This window comes from Kluyvera sp. CHPC 1.251 (assembly GCF_036759945.1).
Taxonomy (GTDB): Bacteria; Pseudomonadota; Gammaproteobacteria; order Enterobacterales; family Enterobacteriaceae; genus Kluyvera; species Kluyvera sichuanensis.
This window is the reverse complement of the sequence record NZ_JAPKIC010000005.1, coordinates 12,980-36,528: the sequence shown is the minus strand read 5'-3', so window position 1 is coordinate 36,528 and position 23,549 is coordinate 12,980. Positions and strand designations below refer to the sequence as shown.

The 23,549-nt window shown below is 54.1% G+C and carries 19 protein-coding genes; 17 read left to right on the top strand and 2 right to left on the bottom strand.

The genetic code is table 11. The annotated features are described in order from the left end of the window. Window positions 1-7 precede the first annotated feature (7 nt). Both glnD and map read right to left on the bottom strand, forming a co-directional pair. The gene (gene glnD, locus V6940_RS11365) at window positions 8-2,680 is read right to left on the bottom strand and encodes a bifunctional uridylyltransferase/uridylyl-removing protein GlnD (protein WP_333495933.1); all 2,673 of its coding nucleotides are present in this window, start codon (window positions 2,678-2,680) and stop codon (window positions 8-10) included. A gap of 63 nt (window positions 2,681-2,743) precedes the next feature. Next, the gene (gene map / locus V6940_RS11360) at window positions 2,744-3,538 is read right to left on the bottom strand and encodes a type I methionyl aminopeptidase (protein WP_333495932.1); all 795 of its coding nucleotides are present in this window, start codon (window positions 3,536-3,538) and stop codon (window positions 2,744-2,746) included. Between the two features lie 330 nt (window positions 3,539-3,868). Between map and rpsB the strand changes: the two genes are divergently transcribed. From rpsB to accA, 17 genes are all read left to right on the top strand, one after another. Next, window positions 3,869-4,594: a 30S ribosomal protein S2 gene (rpsB, locus tag V6940_RS11355; protein WP_185669223.1), complete on the top strand. Its 726-nt coding sequence runs from the start codon at window positions 3,869-3,871 to the stop codon at window positions 4,592-4,594. A 136-nt stretch (window positions 4,595-4,730) separates the two neighbouring features. After that, entirely contained in the window at window positions 4,731-5,582 is an 852-nt protein-coding gene (gene tsf / locus V6940_RS11350) for a translation elongation factor Ts (RefSeq protein WP_185669222.1), read from the top strand. A gap of 166 nt (window positions 5,583-5,748) precedes the next feature. Beyond that, window positions 5,749-6,474 (top strand): UMP kinase, encoded by a 726-nt coding sequence (gene pyrH / locus V6940_RS11345; RefSeq protein ID WP_185669221.1) that lies wholly within the window; start codon window positions 5,749-5,751, stop codon window positions 6,472-6,474. A 151-nt stretch (window positions 6,475-6,625) separates the two neighbouring features. Further along, the gene (gene frr / locus V6940_RS11340; protein ID WP_035891962.1) at window positions 6,626-7,183 is read left to right on the top strand and encodes a ribosome recycling factor; all 558 of its coding nucleotides are present in this window, start codon (window positions 6,626-6,628) and stop codon (window positions 7,181-7,183) included. A 212-nt stretch (window positions 7,184-7,395) separates the two neighbouring features. Next, window positions 7,396-8,592, top strand: a complete 1,197-nt coding sequence (gene ispC / locus V6940_RS11335) for a 1-deoxy-D-xylulose-5-phosphate reductoisomerase (RefSeq protein ID WP_333495931.1) — start codon at window positions 7,396-7,398, stop codon at window positions 8,590-8,592. A 237-nt stretch (window positions 8,593-8,829) separates the two neighbouring features. Further along, window positions 8,830-9,588 carry a (2E,6E)-farnesyl-diphosphate-specific ditrans,polycis-undecaprenyl-diphosphate synthase gene (gene ispU / locus V6940_RS11330; RefSeq protein ID WP_185669219.1) on the top strand — a complete coding sequence of 253 codons (759 nt, stop codon included), beginning with the start codon at window positions 8,830-8,832 and terminating at the stop codon, window positions 9,586-9,588. 12 nt (window positions 9,589-9,600) lie between these two features. Then, window positions 9,601-10,458: a phosphatidate cytidylyltransferase gene (gene cdsA / locus V6940_RS11325; protein ID WP_185669218.1), complete on the top strand. Its 858-nt coding sequence runs from the start codon at window positions 9,601-9,603 to the stop codon at window positions 10,456-10,458. 11 nt (window positions 10,459-10,469) lie between these two features. Continuing rightward, entirely contained in the window at window positions 10,470-11,822 is a 1,353-nt protein-coding gene (gene rseP / locus V6940_RS11320) for a sigma E protease regulator RseP (RefSeq protein WP_185669217.1), read from the top strand. A gap of 31 nt (window positions 11,823-11,853) precedes the next feature. Further along, the gene (gene bamA / locus V6940_RS11315) at window positions 11,854-14,271 is read left to right on the top strand and encodes an outer membrane protein assembly factor BamA (protein ID WP_333495930.1); all 2,418 of its coding nucleotides are present in this window, start codon (window positions 11,854-11,856) and stop codon (window positions 14,269-14,271) included. A gap of 126 nt (window positions 14,272-14,397) precedes the next feature. Further along, window positions 14,398-14,883 (top strand): molecular chaperone Skp, encoded by a 486-nt coding sequence (gene skp, locus V6940_RS11310; protein WP_106925578.1) that lies wholly within the window; start codon window positions 14,398-14,400, stop codon window positions 14,881-14,883. Window positions 14,884-14,886: 3 nt separating this feature from the next. Beyond that, the gene (lpxD, locus tag V6940_RS11305; protein WP_333495929.1) at window positions 14,887-15,912 is read left to right on the top strand and encodes a UDP-3-O-(3-hydroxymyristoyl)glucosamine N-acyltransferase; all 1,026 of its coding nucleotides are present in this window, start codon (window positions 14,887-14,889) and stop codon (window positions 15,910-15,912) included. A 103-nt stretch (window positions 15,913-16,015) separates the two neighbouring features. After that, window positions 16,016-16,471, top strand: coding sequence for a 3-hydroxyacyl-ACP dehydratase FabZ (fabZ, locus tag V6940_RS11300; protein WP_004145858.1), 456 nt, complete (start codon window positions 16,016-16,018; stop codon window positions 16,469-16,471). A 3-nt stretch (window positions 16,472-16,474) separates the two neighbouring features. After that, window positions 16,475-17,263 (top strand): acyl-ACP--UDP-N-acetylglucosamine O-acyltransferase, encoded by a 789-nt coding sequence (gene lpxA / locus V6940_RS11295; RefSeq protein ID WP_333495928.1) that lies wholly within the window; start codon window positions 16,475-16,477, stop codon window positions 17,261-17,263. Further along, complete coding sequence (gene lpxB / locus V6940_RS11290; RefSeq protein WP_333495927.1) at window positions 17,263-18,411, top strand: lipid-A-disaccharide synthase; 1,149 nt, start codon at window positions 17,263-17,265, stop codon at window positions 18,409-18,411. Before lpxA ends, lpxB begins: the two co-directional genes overlap by 1 nt. Beyond that, window positions 18,408-19,004, top strand: a complete 597-nt coding sequence (gene rnhB, locus V6940_RS11285; RefSeq protein WP_333495926.1) for a ribonuclease HII — start codon at window positions 18,408-18,410, stop codon at window positions 19,002-19,004. The genes lpxB and rnhB overlap by 4 nt, the downstream gene beginning before the upstream one ends. A 36-nt stretch (window positions 19,005-19,040) precedes the next feature. Further along, window positions 19,041-22,523 carry a DNA polymerase III subunit alpha gene (gene dnaE / locus V6940_RS11280; RefSeq protein WP_333495925.1) on the top strand — a complete coding sequence of 1,161 codons (3,483 nt, stop codon included), beginning with the start codon at window positions 19,041-19,043 and terminating at the stop codon, window positions 22,521-22,523. 12 nt (window positions 22,524-22,535) lie between these two features. Then, a complete protein-coding gene (gene accA / locus V6940_RS11275) occupies window positions 22,536-23,495 on the top strand; it encodes an acetyl-CoA carboxylase carboxyl transferase subunit alpha (protein WP_220440826.1) in 960 nt (319 codons plus the stop codon). Window positions 23,496-23,549: the final 54 nt, after the last annotated feature.

Below are 23,549 nucleotides of genomic sequence, written 5' to 3'. Positions count from 1 at the left end.
AAATACGTCACCCTTTATCGTTTGGATTGAGGGCTGCTGTCAACCGTTGTTGCACTTCTTGCTGGAGCACATTATTAAGCGCACGCCGGTCGGCGGTGGCGATTATAAATAAATCTTCTACTCGTTCACCAATTGTTGTAATTCTCGCCCCGTGGAGCGAGATCCCGAGGTCGGCAAACACCTGGCCGACGCGAGCGAGCAGGCCGGGTTGGTCGAGCGCGATAAGCTCGAGGAACGATTTCCGGTCGGTATGGGTCGGCAGGAAATTGACCTCGGTATCGACCGAGAAGTGGCGCAATTTTGCTGCCTGACGACGTGGCTGCGGTGGCTGCCAGCTGCGCTGGGTGATCGCCTGCTCCAGCCCAAAGCGGATGGCTTCGTGGCGGTCGCCGGAGAGTGGGCTGCCGTCTGGCTCAAGGACGATAAAGGAGTCCATCGCCATGCCGTCGCGGGTGGTGAAAATCTGTGCGTCATGGACGCTGAGGTTACGGCGGTCAAGCTCGGCGCATACGGCGGCAAACAGATAGGGACGGTCCGGGCTCCAGATAAAGATCTCTGTACCGCCGCGGGTGGCCTGCGGGCTGAGCAGGATCATCGGCTGCGTCAGGTCGTGCTTGAGCAAATGACGGGCATGCCACGCGAGTTGGTTTGGCGTATGGCGCACAAAGTAGTTGGCGCGGCAGCGGTTCCAGATTTGGTGCAGCGCCTCTTCGTTGATGTTGTCCATACGCAGCAGCGCCAGCGCCTGCATCTGATGGTGACGAACGCGTTCGCGCATATCCGGCGTGTTTTGCATCCCACGACGCAGCTGTTTTTCGGTGGCGAAGTAAAGTTCGCGCAGCAGGCTCTGCTTCCAGCTGTTCCACAGGGTTTCGTTGGTGGCGCAGATATCGGCAACCGTCAGGCACACCAGGAAGCGCAGGCGATGCTCGGTCTGCACCTCTTCGGCAAACTGCTTGATCACTTCCGGGTCCTGAATATCGCGGCGCTGGGCGGTGACCGACATCAACAGATGCTGACGTACCAGCCAGGCGACCAGTTGGGTTTCCCGTGAGTTCAGGCCGTGTAGCTCGGCAAACTTCAGGACATCCTGTGCGCCGAGAATGGAGTGATCGCCGCCGCGCCCTTTGGCGATATCGTGGAACAGGGCGGCAATCAGGATAAGTTCCGGATGATTCAGCCGTGGCCAGAGGTCAACGCACAGCGGGTGGCGCGAACGCGTCTCTTCCTTTGCGAAGCTCTCGAGCTTCAGTAGAACGCGAATAGTGTGTTCGTCCACGGTGTAGGCGTGGAACAGGTCGAACTGCATCTGGCCGACGATATATGACCACTGCGGCATATAGGCCCACAGCACGCTGTGGCGGTGCATCGGCAGCAGGCCGCGGCTGACGGCGCCCTGATGGCGAAGCATGCTCAGGAACAGCTCACGCGCTTCCGGGATATAGCACAATGGCTGACTGAGGTGGCGACGCGCATGACGTAGATGGCGTAGCGTAGTCGAGTAAATACCGGTAATGCTGCTGTTACGCACCATGATGTGGAACATGCGCAGAATAGCCTGCGGCTCGCGGATGAATAGGGTGTCATCGCGCAGATCGATAAGCGTGCCGCGCAGCTGGAAGTCGTCGTCAATCGCCCGCGGCTTTTCGTCTTCGGTGAGGGCGAGGATCGCTTCATCGAACAGCTGCAGCAGCATGTGATTCAACTCGCCGACGCGGCGAGTGACGCGATAGAAATCCTTCATCATGTGTTCGATCGGCTGATTGCCTTCGCCTTCGTACTTCAGACGGTGGGCCACGCTAAGCTGGCGGTCGAACAGGAGACGGTTGTCATAGCGGTTGAGTTCAAGGTGCAGGGCGAAACGGATGCGCCATAGCAGGTGCAAACATTCGTTCAGCTCGTTACGCTCTGCCTCGGTCAGGAACCCAAAGCTCACCATCTCGTCGAGCGAGGTCGCACCAAAGTGACGGCGGGCGACCCACTGAATGGTGTGGATGTCGCGCAGGCCGCCGGGGCTGCTTTTAATGTCCGGTTCGAGGTTGTAACTGGTGCCGTGATAGCGCTGGTGGCGCGCTTCCTGTTCGGCGACTTTGGCCGGGAAGAAGTTCGCTGACGGCCAGAAGCCCTCGCTGAAGATATGTTTCTGCAGTTCAAGGAACAACGCCACGTCACCAATGAGCAGGCGAGACTCAATCAGGTTGGTGGCGACGGTTAAGTCTGATAGACCTTCCAGCAGGCACTCTTCCAGCGTGCGTACGCTGTGGCCCACTTCCAGCTTGATGTCCCACAGCAGCGTCAGCAGTTCGCCAATTTTTTGCGCCTGCTCATCGGGCAGCTTTTTGCGGCTCAGAATCAGCAGGTCAACGTCGGAAAGCGGGTGCAGCTCGCCGCGACCGTAGCCGCCAACGGCAACCAGCGCAGCGTCATCCACTTCGCCAAAACCGTACAGCAGCCAAAGTCTCTGCAGCAGTTGGTCGATAAACTCGGTGCGCGCTTCAATCAACACCTCGGCAGAGATACCTTCATCAAAAGCGACCCCCAGCCAGCGCTGGAATTCATCGAGACGCGTTTTGATATCGGCGCAGTTCAGGTTGCTTTCGGGCCAACTGACGGGGTTCTCTGGCTGACCGGGCAGAGCAGGGAGGATTGTACAAGCCAGTTCTGGTATGGAGTTACTCATCGCGCGCCGCCCATAAGAAAAAACTATCACCCATTAAAAAAGCCGGCATTCGCCGGCTCTTCGTTATTCGTTGTGCGAGATTATCGCCGGGATGGTGTCATCCTTGCGTAACGTCAGTATTTCGCAGCCGTTGTCTGTCACCACAATAGTATGCTCGTACTGCGCAGACAAGCTTCGGTCTTTGGTTTTTACCGTCCAGCCGTCTTTCATGGTGCGGATCTCTTTCTTACCGGCGTTAACCATCGGCTCGATAGTGAAGGTCATGCCCTGTTTCAGCACCACGTCAGTTTCGCGAGAGTCGTAGTGCAGTACCTGCGGCTCTTCATGGAAGCCGCGGCCAATGCCGTGACCGCAGTATTCACGCACGACGGAGAACCCTTCCGCTTCCACAAACTTCTGGATAGCCGCGCCGATTTCGCGCAGGTTCACGCCCGGTTTAACCATTTTCAGCGCGACGTACAGGCTTTCCTGAGTTACGCGGCACAGACGCTCGCCCAGAATGGTGGGTTTACCGACGATAAACATTTTGGAGGTGTCGCCGTGGAACTCGTCTTTGATGACCGTGACGTCGATGTTGACGATGTCGCCGTCTTTCAGGTGTTTTTCGTCATCCGGGATACCGTGGCATACCACTTCATTAATAGAGATGCAGACGGATTTCGGGAAACCGTGGTAGTTCAGGCAGGCGGAGATCGCTTTCTGCTCGTTGACGATATAGTCATTGCAGATACGGTCCAGCTCGCCGGTGGTCACGCCAGGCTTCACGTATGGTTCGATCATTTCCAGCACTTCAGCGGCCAGGCGGCCGGCAACGCGCATTTTTTCAATATCTTCAGGGGTCTTAATAGAAATCGCCATGGAATATGTCCATCAGTGTCGATTTTTTCGACAATAATTGAGTATTAGTGATGTCAATGTTAACAGCCAGAAGCGTCCTGTGCCAAATTGAGAATCATTCTGAAGTTCGCCTTTCGTGCCCCGCGTGATGATAACAACTGTTGGTGTCGGCATCGATTTTATGGTATAAAGCGCGCCGAACTTCCGTTCATTGTTTTGTCCGGAAGCGACAAATCTCACTTTGTGTAAATAACACACACGTATCGACACATATTCCGGGGTGCCCTTTGGGGTCGGTAATATGGGATACGTGGAGGCATAACCCCAACTTTATCTATAGAGGTTTTAACCATGGCAACTGTTTCCATGCGCGACATGCTCAAGGCTGGTGTTCACTTCGGTCACCAGACCCGTTACTGGAACCCGAAAATGAAGCCTTTCATCTTCGGCGCTCGTAACAAAGTTCACATCATCAACCTTGAGAAAACTGTACCAATGTTCAACGAAGCTCTGGCTGAACTGAACAAGATCTCCGCTCGTAAAGGTAAAATCCTTTTCGTTGGTACTAAGCGCGCTGCAAGCGAAGCTGTGAAAGAAGCTGCTAACAGCTGCGACCAGTTCTTCGTGAACCATCGCTGGCTGGGCGGTATGCTGACTAACTGGAAAACCGTTCGTCAGTCCATCAAACGTCTGAAAGATCTGGAAACTCAGTCTCAGGACGGTACTTTCGACAAGCTGACCAAGAAAGAAGCGCTGATGCGTACTCGTGAGCTGGCGAAACTGGAAAACAGCCTGGGCGGTATCAAAGACATGGGCGGCCTGCCGGACGCACTGTTCGTTATCGATGCTGACCATGAACACATTGCTATCAAAGAAGCGAACAACCTGGGTATCCCAGTATTCTCTATCGTTGATACCAACTCTGATCCAGATGGCGTTGACTTCGTTATCCCTGGTAACGACGATGCAATCCGTGCTGTGACCCTGTACCTGAGCGCAGTTGCTGCTACCGTTCGTGAAGGCCGTTCTTCTGATCTGGCTTCCCAGGCGGAAGAAAGCTTCGTAGAAGCTGAGTAATAAGGCACGCTCGAAAGAGCCCTTATAAACCAGGTAGTAACACGTTTGGTTAGGGGGCCTGTTTATGGCCCCCTTTTTCACTTTTAAATCTGTGCGGTTTGACGCCGGGCAGATCAAATCTTCCGAGGATTTTAGAATGGCTGAAATTACCGCTTCCCTGGTAAAAGAGCTGCGTGAGCGTACTGGCGCAGGCATGATGGATTGCAAAAAAGCCCTGACTGAAGCTAATGGCGACATCGAGCTGGCAATCGAAAACATGCGTAAATCCGGTGCTATCAAAGCAGCGAAAAAAGCAGGCAACGTTGCTGCTGACGGCGTGATCAAAACCAAAATCAACGGCAACATCGCCTTCATTCTGGAAGTTAACTGCCAGACTGACTTCGTTGCTAAAGACTCCGGTTTCCAGGCATTTGCTGACAAAGTTCTGGACGCAGCTGTTGCTGGTAACATCACCGACGTTGACGTTCTGAAAGCACAGTTCGAAGAAGAACGCGTTGCGCTGGTTGCTAAAATCGGTGAGAACATCAACATCCGTCGCGTGGCTTCCCTGGAAGGCGAAGTACTGGGTAACTACCAGCACGGCGCACGTATCGGTGTTCTGGTTGCTGCTAAAGGCGCTGACGAAGAGCTGGTTAAACAGCTGGCAATGCACGTTGCTGCAAGCAAGCCAGAATTCGTTAAACCAGAAGACGTATCCGCTGAAGTGGTAGAGAAAGAATACCAGGTACAGCTGGACATCGCGATGCAGTCTGGTAAGCCAAAAGAAATCGCAGAGAAAATGGTTGAAGGCCGCATGAAGAAATTCACCGGCGAAGTTTCTCTGACTGGCCAGCCATTCGTTATGGATCCAAGCAAGTCTGTTGGTCAGCTGCTGAAAGAGCACAACGCTGACGTAACTGGCTTCATCCGCTTCGAAGTGGGCGAAGGCATCGAGAAAGTTGAGACTGACTTCGCAGCAGAAGTTGCTGCAATGTCCAAGCAGTCTTAATTGCTGTAAAGGAGCCGCCTGAGGGCGGCTCTCTTTTGTGCGCTAAAGGTTAACGCACAAAATCGTCATGTGAGAATCAGCCAGCTCCTATAGGGACGCTCTGGCAAGGAACGCATGATGTCACCAGAATTTTTACCATCCCAATCGTGACACTCCAGGAAAGAAAATGGCTACCAACGCAAAACCTGTCTACAAACGTATTCTGCTCAAGCTTAGCGGTGAAGCATTGCAGGGGACTGAAGGCTTCGGTATTGACGCAAGTATTCTTGACCGCATGGCGCAAGAGATTAAAGAACTTGTTGAGCTGGGCATCCAGGTGGGTGTCGTCATTGGTGGTGGCAACCTGTTCCGTGGTGCGGGTCTGGCGAAAGCGGGTATGAACCGCGTTGTGGGCGACCACATGGGCATGCTGGCAACGGTAATGAACGGCCTGGCAATGCGTGACGCACTGCATCGCGCCTATGTGAACGCCCGCCTGATGTCAGCGATTCCGCTGAATGGCGTTTGCGACAACTACAGCTGGGCAGAGGCTATCAGCCTGCTGCGTAACAACCGCGTCGTGATTCTGTCCGCCGGTACCGGCAACCCGTTCTTTACCACTGACTCTGCAGCCTGCCTGCGCGGCATCGAAATTGAAGCCGACGTGGTTCTGAAAGCCACCAAAGTTGACGGTGTGTTCACCGCTGACCCAGCAAAAGATCCGTCTGCCACCATGTATGAGCAGCTGACCTACACCGAAGTGCTGGATAAAGAACTGAAAGTCATGGATCTGGCGGCCTTTACGCTGGCTCGTGACCACAAATTGCCAATTCGCGTCTTCAACATGAATAAACCAGGCGCACTGCGTCGCGTGGTGATGGGCGAAAAAGAAGGCACTTTAATTACGGAATAATTTCCGTTGCGGCCATTTCCGGGTAAGATTCGCGTTTATCCGGCAGAATTGAGATATTCTGTGGCATGATTTAAACGAGACTATACTTAGCGCATTCATAGCAATGTGTCATTGTCTGGTCGACTGAGACTAGTTTTCAAGGATTCGTAACGTGATTAGCGATATCAGAAAAGATGCTGAAGTACGCATGGACAAATGCGTAGAAGCATTCAAAAACCAAATCAGCAAAATTCGCACGGGTCGTGCTTCTCCTAGCCTGCTGGACGGCATCGTCGTTGAGTATTACGGCACCGCTACGCCACTGCGTCAGCTGGCAAGCGTCACCGTTGAAGATACCCGTACCCTGAAAATCAACGTATTCGACCGCTCTATGGGTCCTGCCGTTGAGAAAGCGATTATGGCGTCTGACCTCGGTCTGAACCCAAGCTCCGCGGGCACCGACATTCGCGTTCCGCTGCCTCCGCTGACCGAAGAGCGTCGTAAAGACCTGACTAAAATCGTCCGTGGCGAAGCTGAACAGGCGCGCGTTTCCGTGCGTAACGTTCGTCGTGATGCGAACGATAAAGTGAAGGCGCTGCTGAAAGACAAAGAGATCAGCGAAGATGACGATCGCCGTTCTCAGGAAGACGTACAAAAACTGACTGACGTTGCTATCAAGAAAATTGAAGCGGCGCTGGCTGAGAAAGAAGCGGAACTGATGCAGTTCTAAGCTGTGTAAGTTGTGCGATGAACGCCGTACAGGAAGCATTATTGCTTTGCTGGCGGCGTTTTGCTTTTACTCGTCGTCTTTCAAGCCGCAGGTGCGTTGGCTGCGCTCATTCACCCGAATCACTTACTAGAGTAAGCTCATCGGGCTCGTTCACTTGCCGCCTTCCTGCTGCTTGAAATCCATAGAGTAAATCAATCTATCCGGAATATCTCATGAAGCAATTAACTGTCCTGGGCTCAACGGGCTCTATTGGTTGCAACACGCTGGACGTGGTGCGTCACAACCGTGAACATTTTGCGGTAACGGCGCTGGTGGCAGGTAAAAACGTCGAGCGGATGGTTGAGCAGTGCCTGGAGTTTGCCCCTCGCTATGCGGTAATGGATGACGCGAAGAGCGCCGATGCGGTGAAGCTGGCGCTGCGTGAGCATGGCAGCCGTACGGAAGTGCTTTGTGGGCAACAGGCAGCGTGTGATGTTGCGGCTCTGGATGAGGTCGATCAGGTGATGGCGGCTATCGTTGGTGCTGCGGGGCTGCTGCCGACGCTCTCGGCAATTCGTGCAGGCAAAACTATCCTGCTGGCGAACAAAGAGTCGCTGGTGACCTGCGGACGTCTATTCCTGGAGGCGGTGAAAGCGCATCGCGCGCAGCTCCTGCCGGTTGATAGCGAACATAACGCCATCTTTCAGAGTTTACCGCAAAGTTTTCAGTCCAACTTAGGGTACGCTGACCTGGAGCAGCATGGGGTATCATCCATTCTGCTTACCGGGTCAGGTGGCCCGTTCCGTGAGACGCCCATCAGCGATCTCGGCGCAATGACGCCGGATCAGGCTTGTCGTCATCCGAACTGGTCGATGGGACGTAAAATCTCCGTCGACTCGGCCACTATGATGAATAAAGGTCTGGAATACATCGAAGCCCGCTGGCTGTTCAATGCTTCAGCTAAGCAGATGGAAGTACTGATTCATCCTCAGTCGGTGATTCACTCAATGGTGCGGTACCAGGACGGCAGCGTACTGGCGCAACTGGGTGAGCCTGATATGCGGACGCCGATCGCCAATACTATGGCGTGGCCTCATCGCGTCGTTTCCGGCGCGAAGCCGTTAGATTTCTGCAAGATGGGTGCATTGAGCTTCTCCGAACCGGATTATGCTCGCTACCCTTGTCTGAAGCTGGCGATGGAGGCCTTCGAGCAGGGGCAGGCGGCAACAACGGCGCTGAACGCGGCGAACGAAGTCTCAGTGGCGGCGTTCCTTGACGGTCAAATCCGCTTTACCGATATCGCCAACGTCAATCTGGCGGTGCTCAATCATCTTAACCATCGGGAACCACAGAGCGTGGAAGAGGTGCTGATGATTGATGCCGGGGCGCGCGAAGAGGCGGCGGTACAGACGAAACATTTCGTCAGGTAATGAGAGCCGAATCAGCATACAACCCGTCACGGCATTTGTTAGCATCTGGCTTCAGTGATATAGTCTGCGCCACCCAATTACCGTGCGTTTTCGCCGGGGGGTTGGGAGAGCCGTGATTTAGCACGGCTTTTTTGCGAGACAAAAATACGTAAAATCATCCGGGTTTGCCTGGAGGATGAAGTGTATAGCTGTATTCCGGGGTACCGCTCATCCCTTTTCATGGATTAAAAACGCGTTATGTTGTCTGCTAATCAACCAACCAGCGAGAATCAGCCAGCCCACGGTTGCCGTCATGTGGCGATCATTATGGATGGCAATGGTCGCTGGGCGAAAAAGCAAGGTAAGATTCGCGCCTTTGGCCACAAAGCCGGGGCGAAATCCGTGCGCCGTGCCGTATCCTACGCGGCTAGCAACGGTATAGAAGCATTAACGCTATACGCATTCAGCAGTGAAAACTGGAATCGCCCTGAGCAAGAGGTGAGTGCGTTGATGGAGCTGTTCGTCTGGGCGCTGGACAGCGAAGTGAAAAGTCTGCACCGTCATAACGTTCGGTTGCGGATCATTGGCGATACCCGTCGGTTTAATTCGCGCCTGCAGGAACGGATCCGCAAAGCCGAAGCGCTGACGGAAAATAATACGGGGTTAACATTGAACATCGCGGCTAACTATGGCGGTCGATGGGATATTGTTCAGGGAGTTCAGCGCTTAGCCGAACAGGTTCAGGAAGGGGAGCTCCGCCCCGATCAAATTAGTGAAGAACTGCTGTCTCAGCAGATCTGCATGCATGAACTGGCTCCCGTTGATTTAGTGATTAGGACCGGGGGAGAGCATCGAATCAGTAATTTTCTTATCTGGCAAATCGCCTATGCTGAACTTTACTTTACTGATGTTCTTTGGCCCGATTTCGATGAACAAGACTTTGAAGGTGCGCTGCATGCTTTCGCCAATCGCGAACGACGTTTCGGTGGCACCGAGCCTGGTGGCGACAAGGCCTGATGGGGGTAGCTTTTGCTGAAGTATCGCCTGATTTCTGCATTAATCTTAATACCGGTTGTTATTGCAGCCCTATTTTTGCTGCCGCCCGGCGGCTTCGCTATTGTCACGCTGGTGGTTTGTATGCTGGCGGCATGGGAATGGGGGCAATTAAGCGGTTTCACCTCGCGAACACAACGCGTGTGGCTGGCGGTACTCTGTGGCCTGTTGCTGGCGGTGATGCTCTTCTTAATTCCGGAATATCACCATAATATCCATCAACCGGTGGTAGAAACCTCGCTGTGGGCCTCCCTGATTTGGTGGGTGGTGGCCTTACTGCTGGTGCTTTCTTATCCTGGCTCCGCCGCTATCTGGCGCCAATCCAAAGCGCTGCGCCTGATTTTCGGCATCGTCACTATCGTTCCTTTCTTCTGGGGCATGCTGGCACTGCGTTCCTGGCATTATGATGAAAACCACTACAGCGGCGCGCTGTGGCTGCTCTACGTCATGATTCTGGTTTGGGGCGCGGACTCCGGCGCCTATATGTTTGGCAAACTGTTTGGCAAACATAAGCTGGCACCGAAGGTTTCTCCGGGGAAAACCTGGCAAGGATTCTTCGGCGGCCTGGTAACGGCGGCAATTATTTCCTGGGCCTATGGTCTGTGGGCAAATCTGGACGTTGCCCCATCCACACTGTTAACCTGTTCCATCGTGGCAGCGCTGGCCTCCGTTTTGGGCGATCTCACTGAGAGCATGTTCAAACGTGAAGCCGGTATCAAAGACAGCGGTCATCTGATCCCCGGTCACGGTGGCATCCTTGATCGCATTGACAGCCTGACGGCGGCGGTTCCGGTCTTCGCCTGCTTGCTGCTGCTAGTTTTCAGGACGATTTAACGGATGGACTTATGCTGAGCATTCTCTGGAACCTTGCCGCGTTTATTATCGCGCTAGGGATATTGATCACCGTACATGAATTTGGTCATTTCTGGGTCGCTCGGCGCTGTGGTATCCGTGTAGAGCGCTTTTCCATAGGATTTGGTAAAGCGCTCTGGCGCCGCGTGGACAAACGCGGCACCGAATTTGTTATCGCCCTTATCCCGCTGGGCGGCTACGTCAAAATGCTTGATGAGCGCGTTGACGCGGTGGCGCCTGAGATGCGCCATATGGCGTTTAATCACAAAACGGTCGGCCAGCGTGCTGCCGTTATTGCTGCCGGGCCTATCGCCAACTTCCTCTTTGCTATTTTCGCCTACTGGCTGGTGTTTATCATCGGCGTCCCGGCTGTTCGTCCGGTAGTTGGCGAAATAACCGCCAACTCCATCGCTGCAGAAGCACAAATTGCACCAGGCACGGAACTAAAAGCCGTCGACGGTATCGAAACGCCTGACTGGGATGCTGTGCGCATGGCGTTAGTGGCGAAAATTGGTGATGACAGTACCACCCTCACCGTTGCCCCTTTCGGCAGCGACCAGAGGCAGGATAAAATCCTTAATCTGCGTCATTGGGCGTTCGAACCGGATAAGCAAGACCCGGTCACGACGCTCGGTATTCATCCTCGTGGTGCGCAAATTGAACCGGTGCTGGCGGAAGTGCAATCTGACTCTGCGGCGCGTAAAGCCGGTTTACAAGCAGGGGATCGGATCGTTACAGTCAACGGTCAACCGCTGACGCAGTGGATGACCTTTGTCACGCTGGTGCGCGACAATCCAGGCAAGGCATTACCGCTAGAGATCGAAAGGCAGGGGAGTCTCTTGTCTTTAACTCTGATACCGGATACAAAACACGGTAGCGGAAAAACAGAAGGGTTTGCAGGGGTAGTACCAAAGGTTATCCCGCTGCCTGAGGAATATAAAACAGTGCGCCAGTATGGGCCGTTCAGCGCTATCGTCGAAGCCACGGAAAAAACCGGGCAGTTGATGAAGCTGACCGTCAGTATGCTGGGAAAATTGATCACCGGTGACGTCAAACTGAACAACCTCAGTGGGCCGATTTCGATCGCCCAGGGGGCTGGGATGTCTGCGGAGTATGGGCTGATTTACTACCTGATGTTTCTTGCACTCATCAGCGTGAATTTAGGCATAATCAACCTGTTCCCGCTCCCTGTATTAGATGGGGGACACTTGCTGTTTTTAGCGATTGAGAAGCTGAAAGGCGGCCCGGTATCCGAGCGAGTTCAAGACTTTAGTTATCGCATCGGCTCGATCCTGCTGATGATGTTAATGGGGCTTGCACTTTTCAATGATTTCTCTCGGTTGTAAGAGAGTTAGTTAGGAAGAACGCATAATAACGATGGCGATGAAAAAGTTGCTTATAGCGTCGCTGCTGTTTAGCAGCGCAACCGTATACGGTGCTGACGGGTTCGTAGTGAAGGACATTCATTTCGAAGGCTTGCAGCGTGTCGCTGTTGGTGCGGCCCTTCTCAGTATGCCAGTACGTCCTGGCGATACCGTCTCTGATGATGATATCAGTAACACCATTCGCGCCCTGTTTGCCACGGGTAACTTTGAGGACGTTCGCGTTCTGAGAGACGGCGATGTGCTACTGGTGCAGGTCAAAGAACGCCCAACGATCGCCAGCATCACCTTCTCCGGCAATAAGTCGGTGAAAGATGACATGCTGAAGCAGAACCTTGAGGCTTCAGGTGTCCGTGTTGGTGAATCTCTCGACCGTACAACCCTGTCCGATATCGAAAAAGGACTGGAAGATTTCTACTACAGCGTCGGTAAGTACAGCGCGAGCGTGAAGGCGGTTGTTACGCCACTGCCGCGTAACCGTGTCGACCTGAAGCTGGTCTTCCAGGAAGGGGTTTCCGCCCAGATTCAACAGATCAACATCGTCGGTAACCATGCGTTCAGTACCGAAGATCTGATCTCAACCTTCCAGCTGCGTGACGAAGTGCCGTGGTGGAACGTGGTCGGCGATCGTAAATACCAGAAACAGAAGCTGGCGGGTGACCTTGAAACCCTGCGCAGCTACTACCTGGATCGCGGTTATGCCCGTTTCAACATTGATTCCACGCAGGTGAGCCTGACGCCGGATAAAAAAGGCATCTACATCACCGTTAACATCACTGAAGGCGACCAGTACAAACTGTCTGGCGTGCAGGTGACGGGTAACCTGGCGGGGCATTCGGCTGAAATTGAAGGCCTGACCAAGATTGAACCAGGCGAGCTCTATAACGGCGCGAAAGTGACCAAAATGGAAGATAACATTAAGAAACTTCTTGGTCGCTACGGCTACGCGTATCCACGCGTACAGTCTCAGCCTGAAATCAACGACACGGATAAAACCGTTAAGCTGCATATCAACGTTGATGCGGGTAACCGTTTCTACGTGCGTAACATTCGCTTTGAAGGCAACGACACCTCGAAAGATTCCGTTCTGCGTCGCGAAATGCGTCAGATGGAAGGGGCGTGGCTGGGCGGTGATTTAGTTGACCAGGGTAAAGATCGTCTGAACCGTCTGGGCTACTTTGAAACCGTCGACACCGAAACCCAACGCGTGCCGGGCAGCCCGGATCAGGTGGATGTGGTTTACAAGGTGAAAGAGCGTAACACCGGTAGCTTTAACTTCGGTGTGGGCTACGGTACGGAAAGCGGCGTGAGCTTCCAGGCGGGCGTTCAGCAGGATAACTGGTTAGGTACCGGTTATTCCGTTGGTATCAACGGTACCAAGAACGACTACCAGACCTATACCGAGCTTTCTGTGACCAACCCGTACTTTACGGTGGATGGTGTTAGCCTTGGTGGCCGTGTCTTCTACAATGACTTTAAAGCCGATGACGCTGACCTGTCGTCCTATACCAATAAAAGTTATGGTGTAGACGGTACGCTGGGCTTCCCGATTAACGAATACAACTCACTGCGTGCCGGTCTGGGCTATGTCCACAACGACCTGTCCAATATGGAACCGCAGGTGGCGATGTGGCGTTATCTGGACTCTATCGGCCAGAGTGCGAGCAAGACGAGCGATGATAACGGCTTCTCAGCGAACGACTTCACCTTTAACTATGGTTGGACTTATAACCGACTCGACCGCGGCTACTTCCCGACGGATGGTTCACGCGTCAACCTGAATGGTAAAGTGACTATCCCGGGCTCCGATAACGAGTTCTATAAGGTTACGGTGGATACGGCATCCTACTTCCCGCTGGATGAAGATCACAAGTGGGTGGTTCTGGGTCGTACCAAGTGGGGCTACGGTGACGGTTTAGGCGGTAAAGAACTGCCGTTCTATGAGAACTTCTATGCCGGTGGCTCCAGCACCGTGCGTGGTTTCCAGTCCAACACAATCGGTCCGAAGGCTGTTTATTACCGTGGTAACGGGCTGGATAACTGTGATGAGAATTCAAGCAATTCAGTTTGTAAGTCTGACGATGCTGTCGGTGGTAACGCCATGGCAGTGGCTAGCCTGGAACTGATTGTCCCGACGCCGTTTATAAGCGATAAGTATGCTAACTCAGTCCGTACATCATTCTTCTGGGATGCTGGTACTGTGTGGGATACCAACTGGGATTCTTCATCTGTTCCTGCAAACGCGAATGTGCCTGACTATGGCGATCCGGGTAATATCCGTATGTCCGCGGGTATCGCATTACAATGGATGTCACCGCTGGGGCCGTTGGTCTTCTCCTACGCCCAGCCGTATAAAAAATACGATGGAGACAAATCTGAGCAGTTCCAGTTTAACATTGGTAAAACCTGGTAATTGCTCTTTGCAAAGGAATGCAAGTTCAGTGTAGTTTTGCTGGCATTAGGCGATAGCGTCAAGGTGGCTTCGGCCACCAAAAGAACAGTACCCTCGGGTACATATGGGATGGTAAGGAGTATTATTGTGAAAAAGTGGTTAGTCGCTGCAGGTCTGGGTTTAGCAATGGCCGCATCTGCTCAAGCAGCAGACAAAATTGCAATTGTTAATATGGGTAGCCTGTTCCAGCAAGTTGCACAGAAAACTGGCGTTTCCAGCACCCTGGAAAACGAATTCAAAGGCCGTGCTGGCGAACTTCAGCGCATGGAAGGTGACCTGCAGTCTAAAATGCAGCGTCTGCAGTCTATGAAAGCAGGTGCCGATCGCACCAAGCTGGAAAAAGACATCTCTTCCCAGCGTCAGACTTTCTCCCAGAAAGCACAGTCCTTTGAACAGGACCGTCAGCGTCGCACCAACGAAGAACGTGGCAAACTGGTTACTCGTATCCAGACTGCTGTGAAATCCGTTGCTGCAAGCCAGAGCATTGACCTGGTTGTTGATGCTAACGCCGTTGCATTCAACAGCAGCGATGTAAAAGACATCACCGCTGATGTACTGAAACAGGTTAAATAAGTAATGCCTTCAATTCGACTGGCTGACTTAGCTCAGCAGTTGGATGCGGAATTACACGGTGATGGCGATATCGTCATCACCGCTGTCGCGTCCATGCAATCCGCTAAAGCGGGCCACATCACGTTCCTGGTTAATCCTAAGTACCGTGATCACCTGTCTGCGTGCGAAGCGTCGGCGATTGTCCTGACGCAAGATTTACTGCCTTTTGCCAAAGGCGCTGCGCTGGTAGTGAAGAATCCCTACCTGACTTACGCACGTATGGCTCAAATTTTAGATACCACGCCACAGCCGGCGCAGGATATCGCCCCGAGCGCGGTCATTGATCCGTCTGCGGTACTCGGTAACAACGTCTCCATTGGCGCGAATGCGGTGATTGAGTCTGACGTTGTGCTGGGCGATAACGTTGTGATTGGGGCGGGGTGTTTCGTTGGTAAAAAAACGAAAATTGGCGCGGGTTCACGTCTGTGGGCTAACGTCACCATTTACCACGAAGTCGAGATCGGTGAGAATTGCCTGATCCAATCCAGCACCGTGATCGGCGCGGATGGTTTCGGTTATGCCAACGATCGTGGCAACTGGGTGAAGATCCCTCAACTTGGTCGCGTCATTATTGGCGATCGCGTAGAGATCGGTGCCTGTACGACGATCGACCGCGGTGCGCTTGATGACACCCAGATCGGCAACGGTGTTATCATTGATAACCAGTGCCAGATTGCGCACAACGTGGTGATTGGCGACAATACCGCGGTTGCAGGCGGTGTTATCATGGCCGGTAGCCTGAAAATTGGTCGTTATTGCATGATTGGCGGTGCCAGCGTCATCAACGGCCATATGGAAATTTGCGACAAAGTGACAGTAACCGGTATGGGCATGGTCATGCGTCCTATTACCGAACCAGGCGTTTACTCGTCTGGTATTCCGCTCCAGCCTAATAAGGCATGGCGCAAAACTGCCGCACTGGTGATGAATATTGATGAAATGAGCAAGCGTCTCAAAGCAGTAGAACGCAAGCTTGATAATCAAGACTAATTTTCATCTGTATCGCATGATACTTTCCGGCCTGTCGGCATTCTTGTAATCCGGCAGGCCGTGTTATTATTGCCCCTTAGTATATTTTGACAGGAAGAGTATTTTGACAACTGACACTCATACTCTGCACATTGAAGAGATTTTAGAACTTCTGCCGCACCGCTACCCGTTCTTACTGGTAGACCGCGTGCTGGATTTTGAAGAAGGTCGTTTTCTGCGCGCAGTGAAAAATGTTTCCGTAAATGAGCCGTTTTTCCAGGGCCACTTCCCTGGCAAGCCGATTTTACCGGGCGTGCTGATTCTGGAAGCAATGGCGCAGGCAACAGGTATTCTGGCGTTTAAAAGCGTTGGTAAACTGGAGCCGGGCGAGCTGTACTACTTTGCTGGCATCGACGAAGCGCGCTTCAAGCGCCCTGTTGTGCCTGGCGATCAGATGATTATGGAAGTCACCTTCGAGAAAACTCGCCGTGGCCTGACTCGCTTTAAAGGCGTTGCGCTGGTAGACGGTAAAGTGGTTTGCGAAGCGACGATGATGTGTGCGCGTAGCCGGGAGGCCTGATCCGTGATTGATAAAACCGCCTTTATCCATCCTACCGCCATTGTGGAAGAGGGTGCCGTTATCGGCGCTAACGCCCACATTGGTCCGTTTTGTATTGTGGGGCCAAACGTCGTTATCGGCGAAGGCACCGTACTGAAGTCTCACGTTGTTGTTAACGGCCATACTACTATTGGACGTGATAACGAGATCTATCAGTTCGCCTCTATCGGGGAAGTTAACCAGGATCTGAAATATGCTGGTGAACCAACTCGCGTGGAAATTGGCGATCGCAACCGCATTCGCGAAAGCGTCACCATTCACCGTGGCACGGTACAGGGCGGTGGATTGACGAAGGTGGGCAGCGATAACCTGCTGATGATCAACGCCCACGTGGCGCACGATTGTACCGTAGGTAACCGCTGCATCCTGGCCAATAACGCGACCCTCGCGGGTCACGTTTCGCTGGATGATTTCGTTATCATCGGCGGCATGACCGCCGTGCACCAGTTCTGCATTATCGGTGCGCACGTGATGGTCGGTGGCTGTTCTGGCGTTGCTCAGGACGTTCCACCGTACGTTATTGCTCAGGGCAACCACGCGACGCCATTTGGCGTCAACATCGAAGGCCTGAAGCGTCGCGGCTTTAGCCGTGAAGCGATCACCGCGATCCGCAACGCCTATAAAGCGTTGTACCGCAGTGGCAAAACGTTGGACGAAGCTAAACCGGAAATCGCCGAACTGGCGAAGCAGTATCCGGAAGTTCAGCCATTTAGCGATTTCTTCGCCCGCTCTACGCGTGGCCTGATTCGTTAATGACTGAGCAGCGTCCGCTAACGATTGCCCTGGTCGCCGGAGAAACCTCCGGCGATATTCTTGGTGCAGGTCTGATTCGCGCCCTCAAGGCGCGAGTTCCCAATGCCCGTTTTGTTGGCGTTGCGGGCCCACGTATGCAGGCTGAAGGTTGCGAAGCCTGGTACGAAATGGAAGAGCTGGCGGTGATGGGGATCGTTGAAGTGCTGGGGCGACTGCGTCGTCTGCTGCACATCCGCGCTGACCTGACCAAACGCTTTACCGATCTCAAGCCCGACGTCTTTGTCGGCATTGATGCCCCCGATTTCAATATCACCCTTGAGGGCAACCTTAAGAAGCAGGGGATCAAAACCATTCACTATGTCAGCCCGTCTGTCTGGGCCTGGCGACAGAAACGCGTCTTCAAAATTGGCAGAGCCACCGACCTGGTGCTCGCTTTTCTGCCTTTTGAAAAAGCGTTTTATGACAAATTTAACGTCCCGTGCCGCTTTATCGGTCATACCATGGCGGATGCCATGCCGCTCGATCCGGATAAAAATGCCGCGCGGGATACGCTGGGTATCGCCCACGATGTGCACTGTCTGGCGCTGTTACCCGGCAGCCGCGGTGCTGAAGTGGAAATGCTCAGCGCTGACTTTTTAAAAACCGCGCAGCTTTTACGTCAGCAGTATCCTGACCTTGAGGTCGTGGTCCCGCTGGTGAATGCGAAGCGTCGCGAACAGTTTGAACGTATCAAGGCCGAAGTGGCACCGGATCTCTCCATTCATATGCTGGACGGCATGGCGCGTGAAGCGATGATCGCCAGCGATGCTGCGCTGCTGGCCTCCGGGACGGCGGCGCTGGAATGTATGCTGGCGAAATGCCCGATGGTCGTCGGCTATCGTATGAAGCCGTTTACCTTCTGGCTGGCGCAGCGTCTGGTGAAAACCGACTACGTCTCTCTACCAAACCTGCTCGCCGGCCGCGAGCTGGTGAAAGAGCTGTTGCAGGACGATTGCCAGCCACAGGCGTTAGCCGACGCGCTGCAACCACTGCTGGCAAACGGTAAGACCAGCCACGCGATGCACGATACGTTCCGCGACCTGCACCTGCAGATTCGCTGCAATGCGGATGAACAGGCGGCAGATGCGGTGCTGGAGCTTGCACAATGATTGAATTTGAATATCCCCATACCCATTTAGTCGCGGGTGTGGATGAAGTGGGCCGCGGCCCGCTGATTGGCGCGGTGGTGACTGCAGCGGTCATACTCGACCCTGCACGTCCGATTGTCGGCCTGAACGACTCCAAAAAGCTGAGCGAAAAACGCCGCCTGGCGCTGTTTGATGAAATCAAAGAGAAAGCGCTGTGCTGGAGTCTTGGTCGCGCGGAGCCGCATGAAATCGACGAACTGAATATCCTGCATGCCACCATGCTGGCAATGCAGCGCGCCGTTGCGGGGCTCTCTATCCCGCCGGAATATGTGCTGATCGACGGCAACCGCTGCCCGGCGCTGCCAATGCCGTCTATGGCGGTAGTGAAAGGCGATAGCCGAGTGGCGGAAATCAGCGCCGCGTCTATTCTCGCTAAAGTCACGCGAGACGCCGAAATGACCGAGCTGGATAAAGTGTTCCCACAGTACGGTTTTGCCCAGCATAAGGGCTATCCAACCGCCTTCCATCTGGAAGCGCTGGCGCAATATGGCGCTACCGAGCATCACCGACGCAGCTTCGCTCCCGTCAAACGTGCACTGGGACTTGTGTCCTGATTCGTGTGTCGTGAATAAGTAAACCGGAATCTAAAGATGGCTGAACCACGTTTCGTGCACCTGCGGGTGCATAGCGACTACTCCATGATCGATGGGCTGGCAAAAACCGGACCGCTGGTGAAAAAGGCGGCCGCGCTTGGCATGCCTGCGCTGGCGATCACCGATTTTACTAACCTGTGCGGCCTGGTGAAGTTCTACGGAGCGGGCCACGGTGCCGGGATCAAGCCGATCGTCGGTGCTGACTTTAACGTTCAGAGCGAGCTTTTCGGCGACGAACTGACCCATTTAACGGTGCTGGCGGCTAATAATACCGGCTACCAGAACCTGACGCTGTTGATTTCCAAAGCCTACCAGCGTGGCTACGGCGCGGCTGGCCCGATCATCGATCGTGACTGGCTGGTTGAGCTGAAAGAGGGGCTGATTTTGCTCTCCGGTGGCCGTATGGGCGATGTCGGGCGCGGCCTGCTGCGTGGTAATATGGCGTTGGTGGATCAGTGCGTTGATTTTTATGAAGAACATTTTCCCAACTGCTATTTCCTCGAGCTGATTCGTACCGGCCGCCAGGATGAAGAGTCCTACCTGCATGCGGCGGTAGAGCTGGCGGAAACGCGCGGCCTGCCGGTAGTGGCGACCAACGATGTGCGCTTCCTCGAGCCGGGCGACTTCGATGCGCACGAAATCCGCGTCGCCATCCACGATGGTTTCACTCTCGACGATCCAAAACGCCCGCGTAACTACTCCGCGCAGCAATATATGCGCAGCGAAGACGAGATGTGCGAGCTGTTCTCAGACATCCCTGAAGCGCTGGAAAACACCGTTGAGATAGCCAAGCGCTGTAACGTCACGGTACGTCTGGGTGAGTACTTCCTGCCGCAGTTCCCGACCGGCGACATGACCACTGAGGACTTCCTCGTCGTCAAATCACGCGAGGGCCTGGAAGAGCGTCTGGAATTTCTGTTCCCCGATCCGCAGGTGCGCGCGGAAAAGCGCCCGCCATACGACGAACGTCTGGAGATAGAACTTAAAGTTATCAACCAGATGGGCTTCCCCGGCTACTTCCTGATCGTGATGGAATTTATCCAGTGGTCGAAAGATAACGGCGTGCCGGTTGGGCCGGGCCGTGGTTCCGGTGCGGGTTCTTTAGTGGCCTATGCGCTGAAAATTACTGACCTCGATCCGCTGGAGTTTGACCTGCTGTTCGAACGCTTCCTTAACCCGGAACGTGTCTCGATGCCCGACTTTGACGTCGACTTCTGCATGGAGAAACGCGACCAGGTTATTGAACACGTGGCGGAAATGTACGGCCGTGATGCGGTATCGCAGATCATTACCTTCGGTACGATGGCGGCGAAAGCGGTTATCCGCGACGTAGGCCGCGTTCTGGGCCACCCGTACGGCTTCGTTGACCGTATCTCGAAGCTGGTGCCGCCCGATCCGGGAATGACGCTGGCGAAAGCCTTTGAAGCCGAACCGCAGCTGCCGGAAATTTACGAGGCGGATGAAGAGGTTCGCGCGCTGATTGATATGGCGCGTAAGCTTGAAGGTGTTACCCGAAACGCCGGTAAACACGCCGGTGGTGTGGTTATCGCACCGACCAAAATTACCGACTTTGCGCCGCTGTACTGCGATGAGCAGGGTCTGCACCCGGTTACTCAGTTCGATAAGAACGACGTCGAATATGCCGGTCTGGTGAAGTTCGACTTCCTCGGTCTGCGTACGCTCACCATCATCAACTGGGCGCTGGAGATGATCAATGCCCGACGTGAGCGTAACGGAGAGCCGCCGCTGGATATCGCGGCCATTCCGCTCGACGATAAGAAAAGCTTTGATATGCTGCAGCGCTCGGAGACCACCGCGGTCTTCCAGCTTGAATCCCGCGGCATGAAAGACCTGATTAAACGTCTGCAGCCTGACTGCTTCGAAGATATGATCGCACTGGTGGCCCTGTTCCGTCCGGGCCCGCTGCAGTCGGGGATGGTAGATAACTTTATTGACCGTAAGCACGGGCGTGAAGAGATCTCTTACCCGGACGTGCAGTGGCAGCATGAATGCCTGAAGCCGGTACTGGAACCAACGTATGGCATCATCCTGTATCAGGAACAGGTCATGCAGATTGCCCAGGAGCTTTCCGGCTATACCCTCGGCGGCGCGGATATGCTGCGTCGTGCAATGGGTAAGAAAAAGCCGGAAGAGATGGCCAAGCAGCGCGGCACCTTTGAAGAAGGGGCGAAAAGTCGCGGCGTTGACGGCGAACTGGCGATGAAAATCTTTGACCTGGTAGAGAAATTCGCCGGTTACGGGTTTAACAAATCGCACTCTGCTGCTTATGCTTTAGTGTCCTATCAGACGCTGTGGCTGAAGGCGCACTATCCGGCCGAGTTTATGGCTGCGGTAATGACCGCCGATATGGATAACACCGAGAAAGTGGTCGGCCTGGTGGATGAATGCTGGCGAATGGGGCTAAAAATCCTGCCGCCAGATATCAATTCCGGTTTATATCATTTCCACGTTAATCATGACGGGGAAATCGTGTATGGTATCGGCGCGATTAAGGGCGTGGGTGAAGGTCCGATTGAAGCGATCATCGAAGCGCGTAATAACGGCGGCTACTTCCGCGAGCTGTTTGACCTTTGTGCGCGCACTGATACCAAAAAGCTCAACCGCCGGGTGCTGGAAAAATTGATCATGTCCGGGGCGTTCGACCGCCTTGGTCCACACCGCGCCGCGCTGATGAACTCGTTGGGCGATGCGTTAAAAGCAGCTGACCAGCACGCGAAAGCGGAAGCTATTGGTCAGGCGGATATGTTCGGCGTGTTGGCCGAGGAGCCGGAGCAAATTGAGCAGTCCTATGCGAACTGCCAGCCCTGGCCTGAACACACGGTACTGGAAGGTGAGCGGGAAACGTTAGGCTTATACTTAACGGGTCATCCGATTAACCAGTACCTCAAAGAAATTGAGCGCTATGTCGGCGGCTATCGCCTGAAAGACATGCATCCGACAGAACGTGGTAAAGTGACCACGGCTGCGGGGCTCGTGATTGCCTCAAGGGTTATGGTCACCAAGAGAGGCAATCGTATCGGTATCTGCACCCTGGATGACCGATCCGGACGGCTAGAAGTGATGTTATTCACCGAAGCCCTGGAGAAATACCAGCATCTGCTGGAAAACGACCGCATACTTATCGTCAGCGGACAGGTCAGCTTTGATGACTTCAGCGGCGGCCTTAAAATGATGGCCCGCGAAGTGATGGACATTGACGAAGCCCGGGAAAAATACGCTCGCGGGCTTGCTATCTCGCTGACGGACAGGCAAATTGATGACCAGCTTTTAAACCGACTCCGTCAGTCTCTGGAACCCCATCGTTCGGGAACCATTCCAGTACATCTCTACTATCAGAGGGCGGATGCACGTGCGCGGTTGCGTTTCGGTGCAACCTGGCGTGTCTCTCCGAGCGATCGTTTACTCAACGATCTGCGTGGCCTCATCGGTTCGGAGCAGGTGGAACTGGAGTTTGACTAATACAGGAATACTATGAGTCTGAATTTCCTTGATTTTGAACAGCCGATTGCAGAGCTGGAAGCGAAAATCGATTCTCTGACTGCGGTTAGCCGTCAGGATGAGAAACTGGATATTAATATCGACGAAGAAGTGCATCGTCTGCGTGAAAAAAGCGTAGAGCTGACGCGCAAAATCTTTGCCGATCTCGGCGCATGGCAGGTAGCCCAACTGGCGCGCCATCCGCAGCGCCCGTACACCCTGGATTATGTCCGCCTGGCGTTTGATGAATTTGACGAACTGGCGGGCGATCGCGCCTATGCTGACGATAAAGCTATCGTCGGTGGTATCGCACGTCTGGACGGTCGCCCGGTGATGATCATTGGTCATCAGAAAGGTCGCGAAACCAAAGAGAAAATCCGTCGTAACTTCGGCATGCCGGCACCGGAAGGCTACCGTAAAGCGCTGCGTCTGATGGAGATGGCAGAGCGCTTCAACATGCCTATCATCACCTTCATCGACACCCCGGGGGCTTATCCTGGCGTGGGCGCGGAAGAGCGCGGTCAGTCCGAAGCTATCGCACGTAACCTGCGTGAGATGTCTCGTCTGAGCGTACCGGTTATCTGTACCGTTATCGGCGAAGGCGGCTCCGGCGGCGCGCTGGCTATCGGTGTGGGTGATAAAGTGAATATGCTGCAGTACAGCACCTATTCCGTTATCTCTCCAGAAGGCTGTGCTTCCATTCTGTGGAAGAGCGCCGACAAAGCACCGCTGGCAGCAGAAGCCATGGGCATCGTCGCTCCGCGTCTGAAAGAGCTGAAGCTTATCGACTCTATCGTTCCAGAACCGCTGGGCGGCGCACACCGTAACCCAGAGGTAATGGCGGCATCCCTGAAGGCACAGCTGCTGGCTGACCTCGCGGATCTCGACGTGCTGAGCAAAGAAGATCTGCTGAACCGTCGCTATCAGCGCCTGATGAGCTACGGCTACGCCTAACGATTTCGTTAAGACCTTGCTGAAAAGGGCCACAGTTTGTGGCCCTTTTTTATT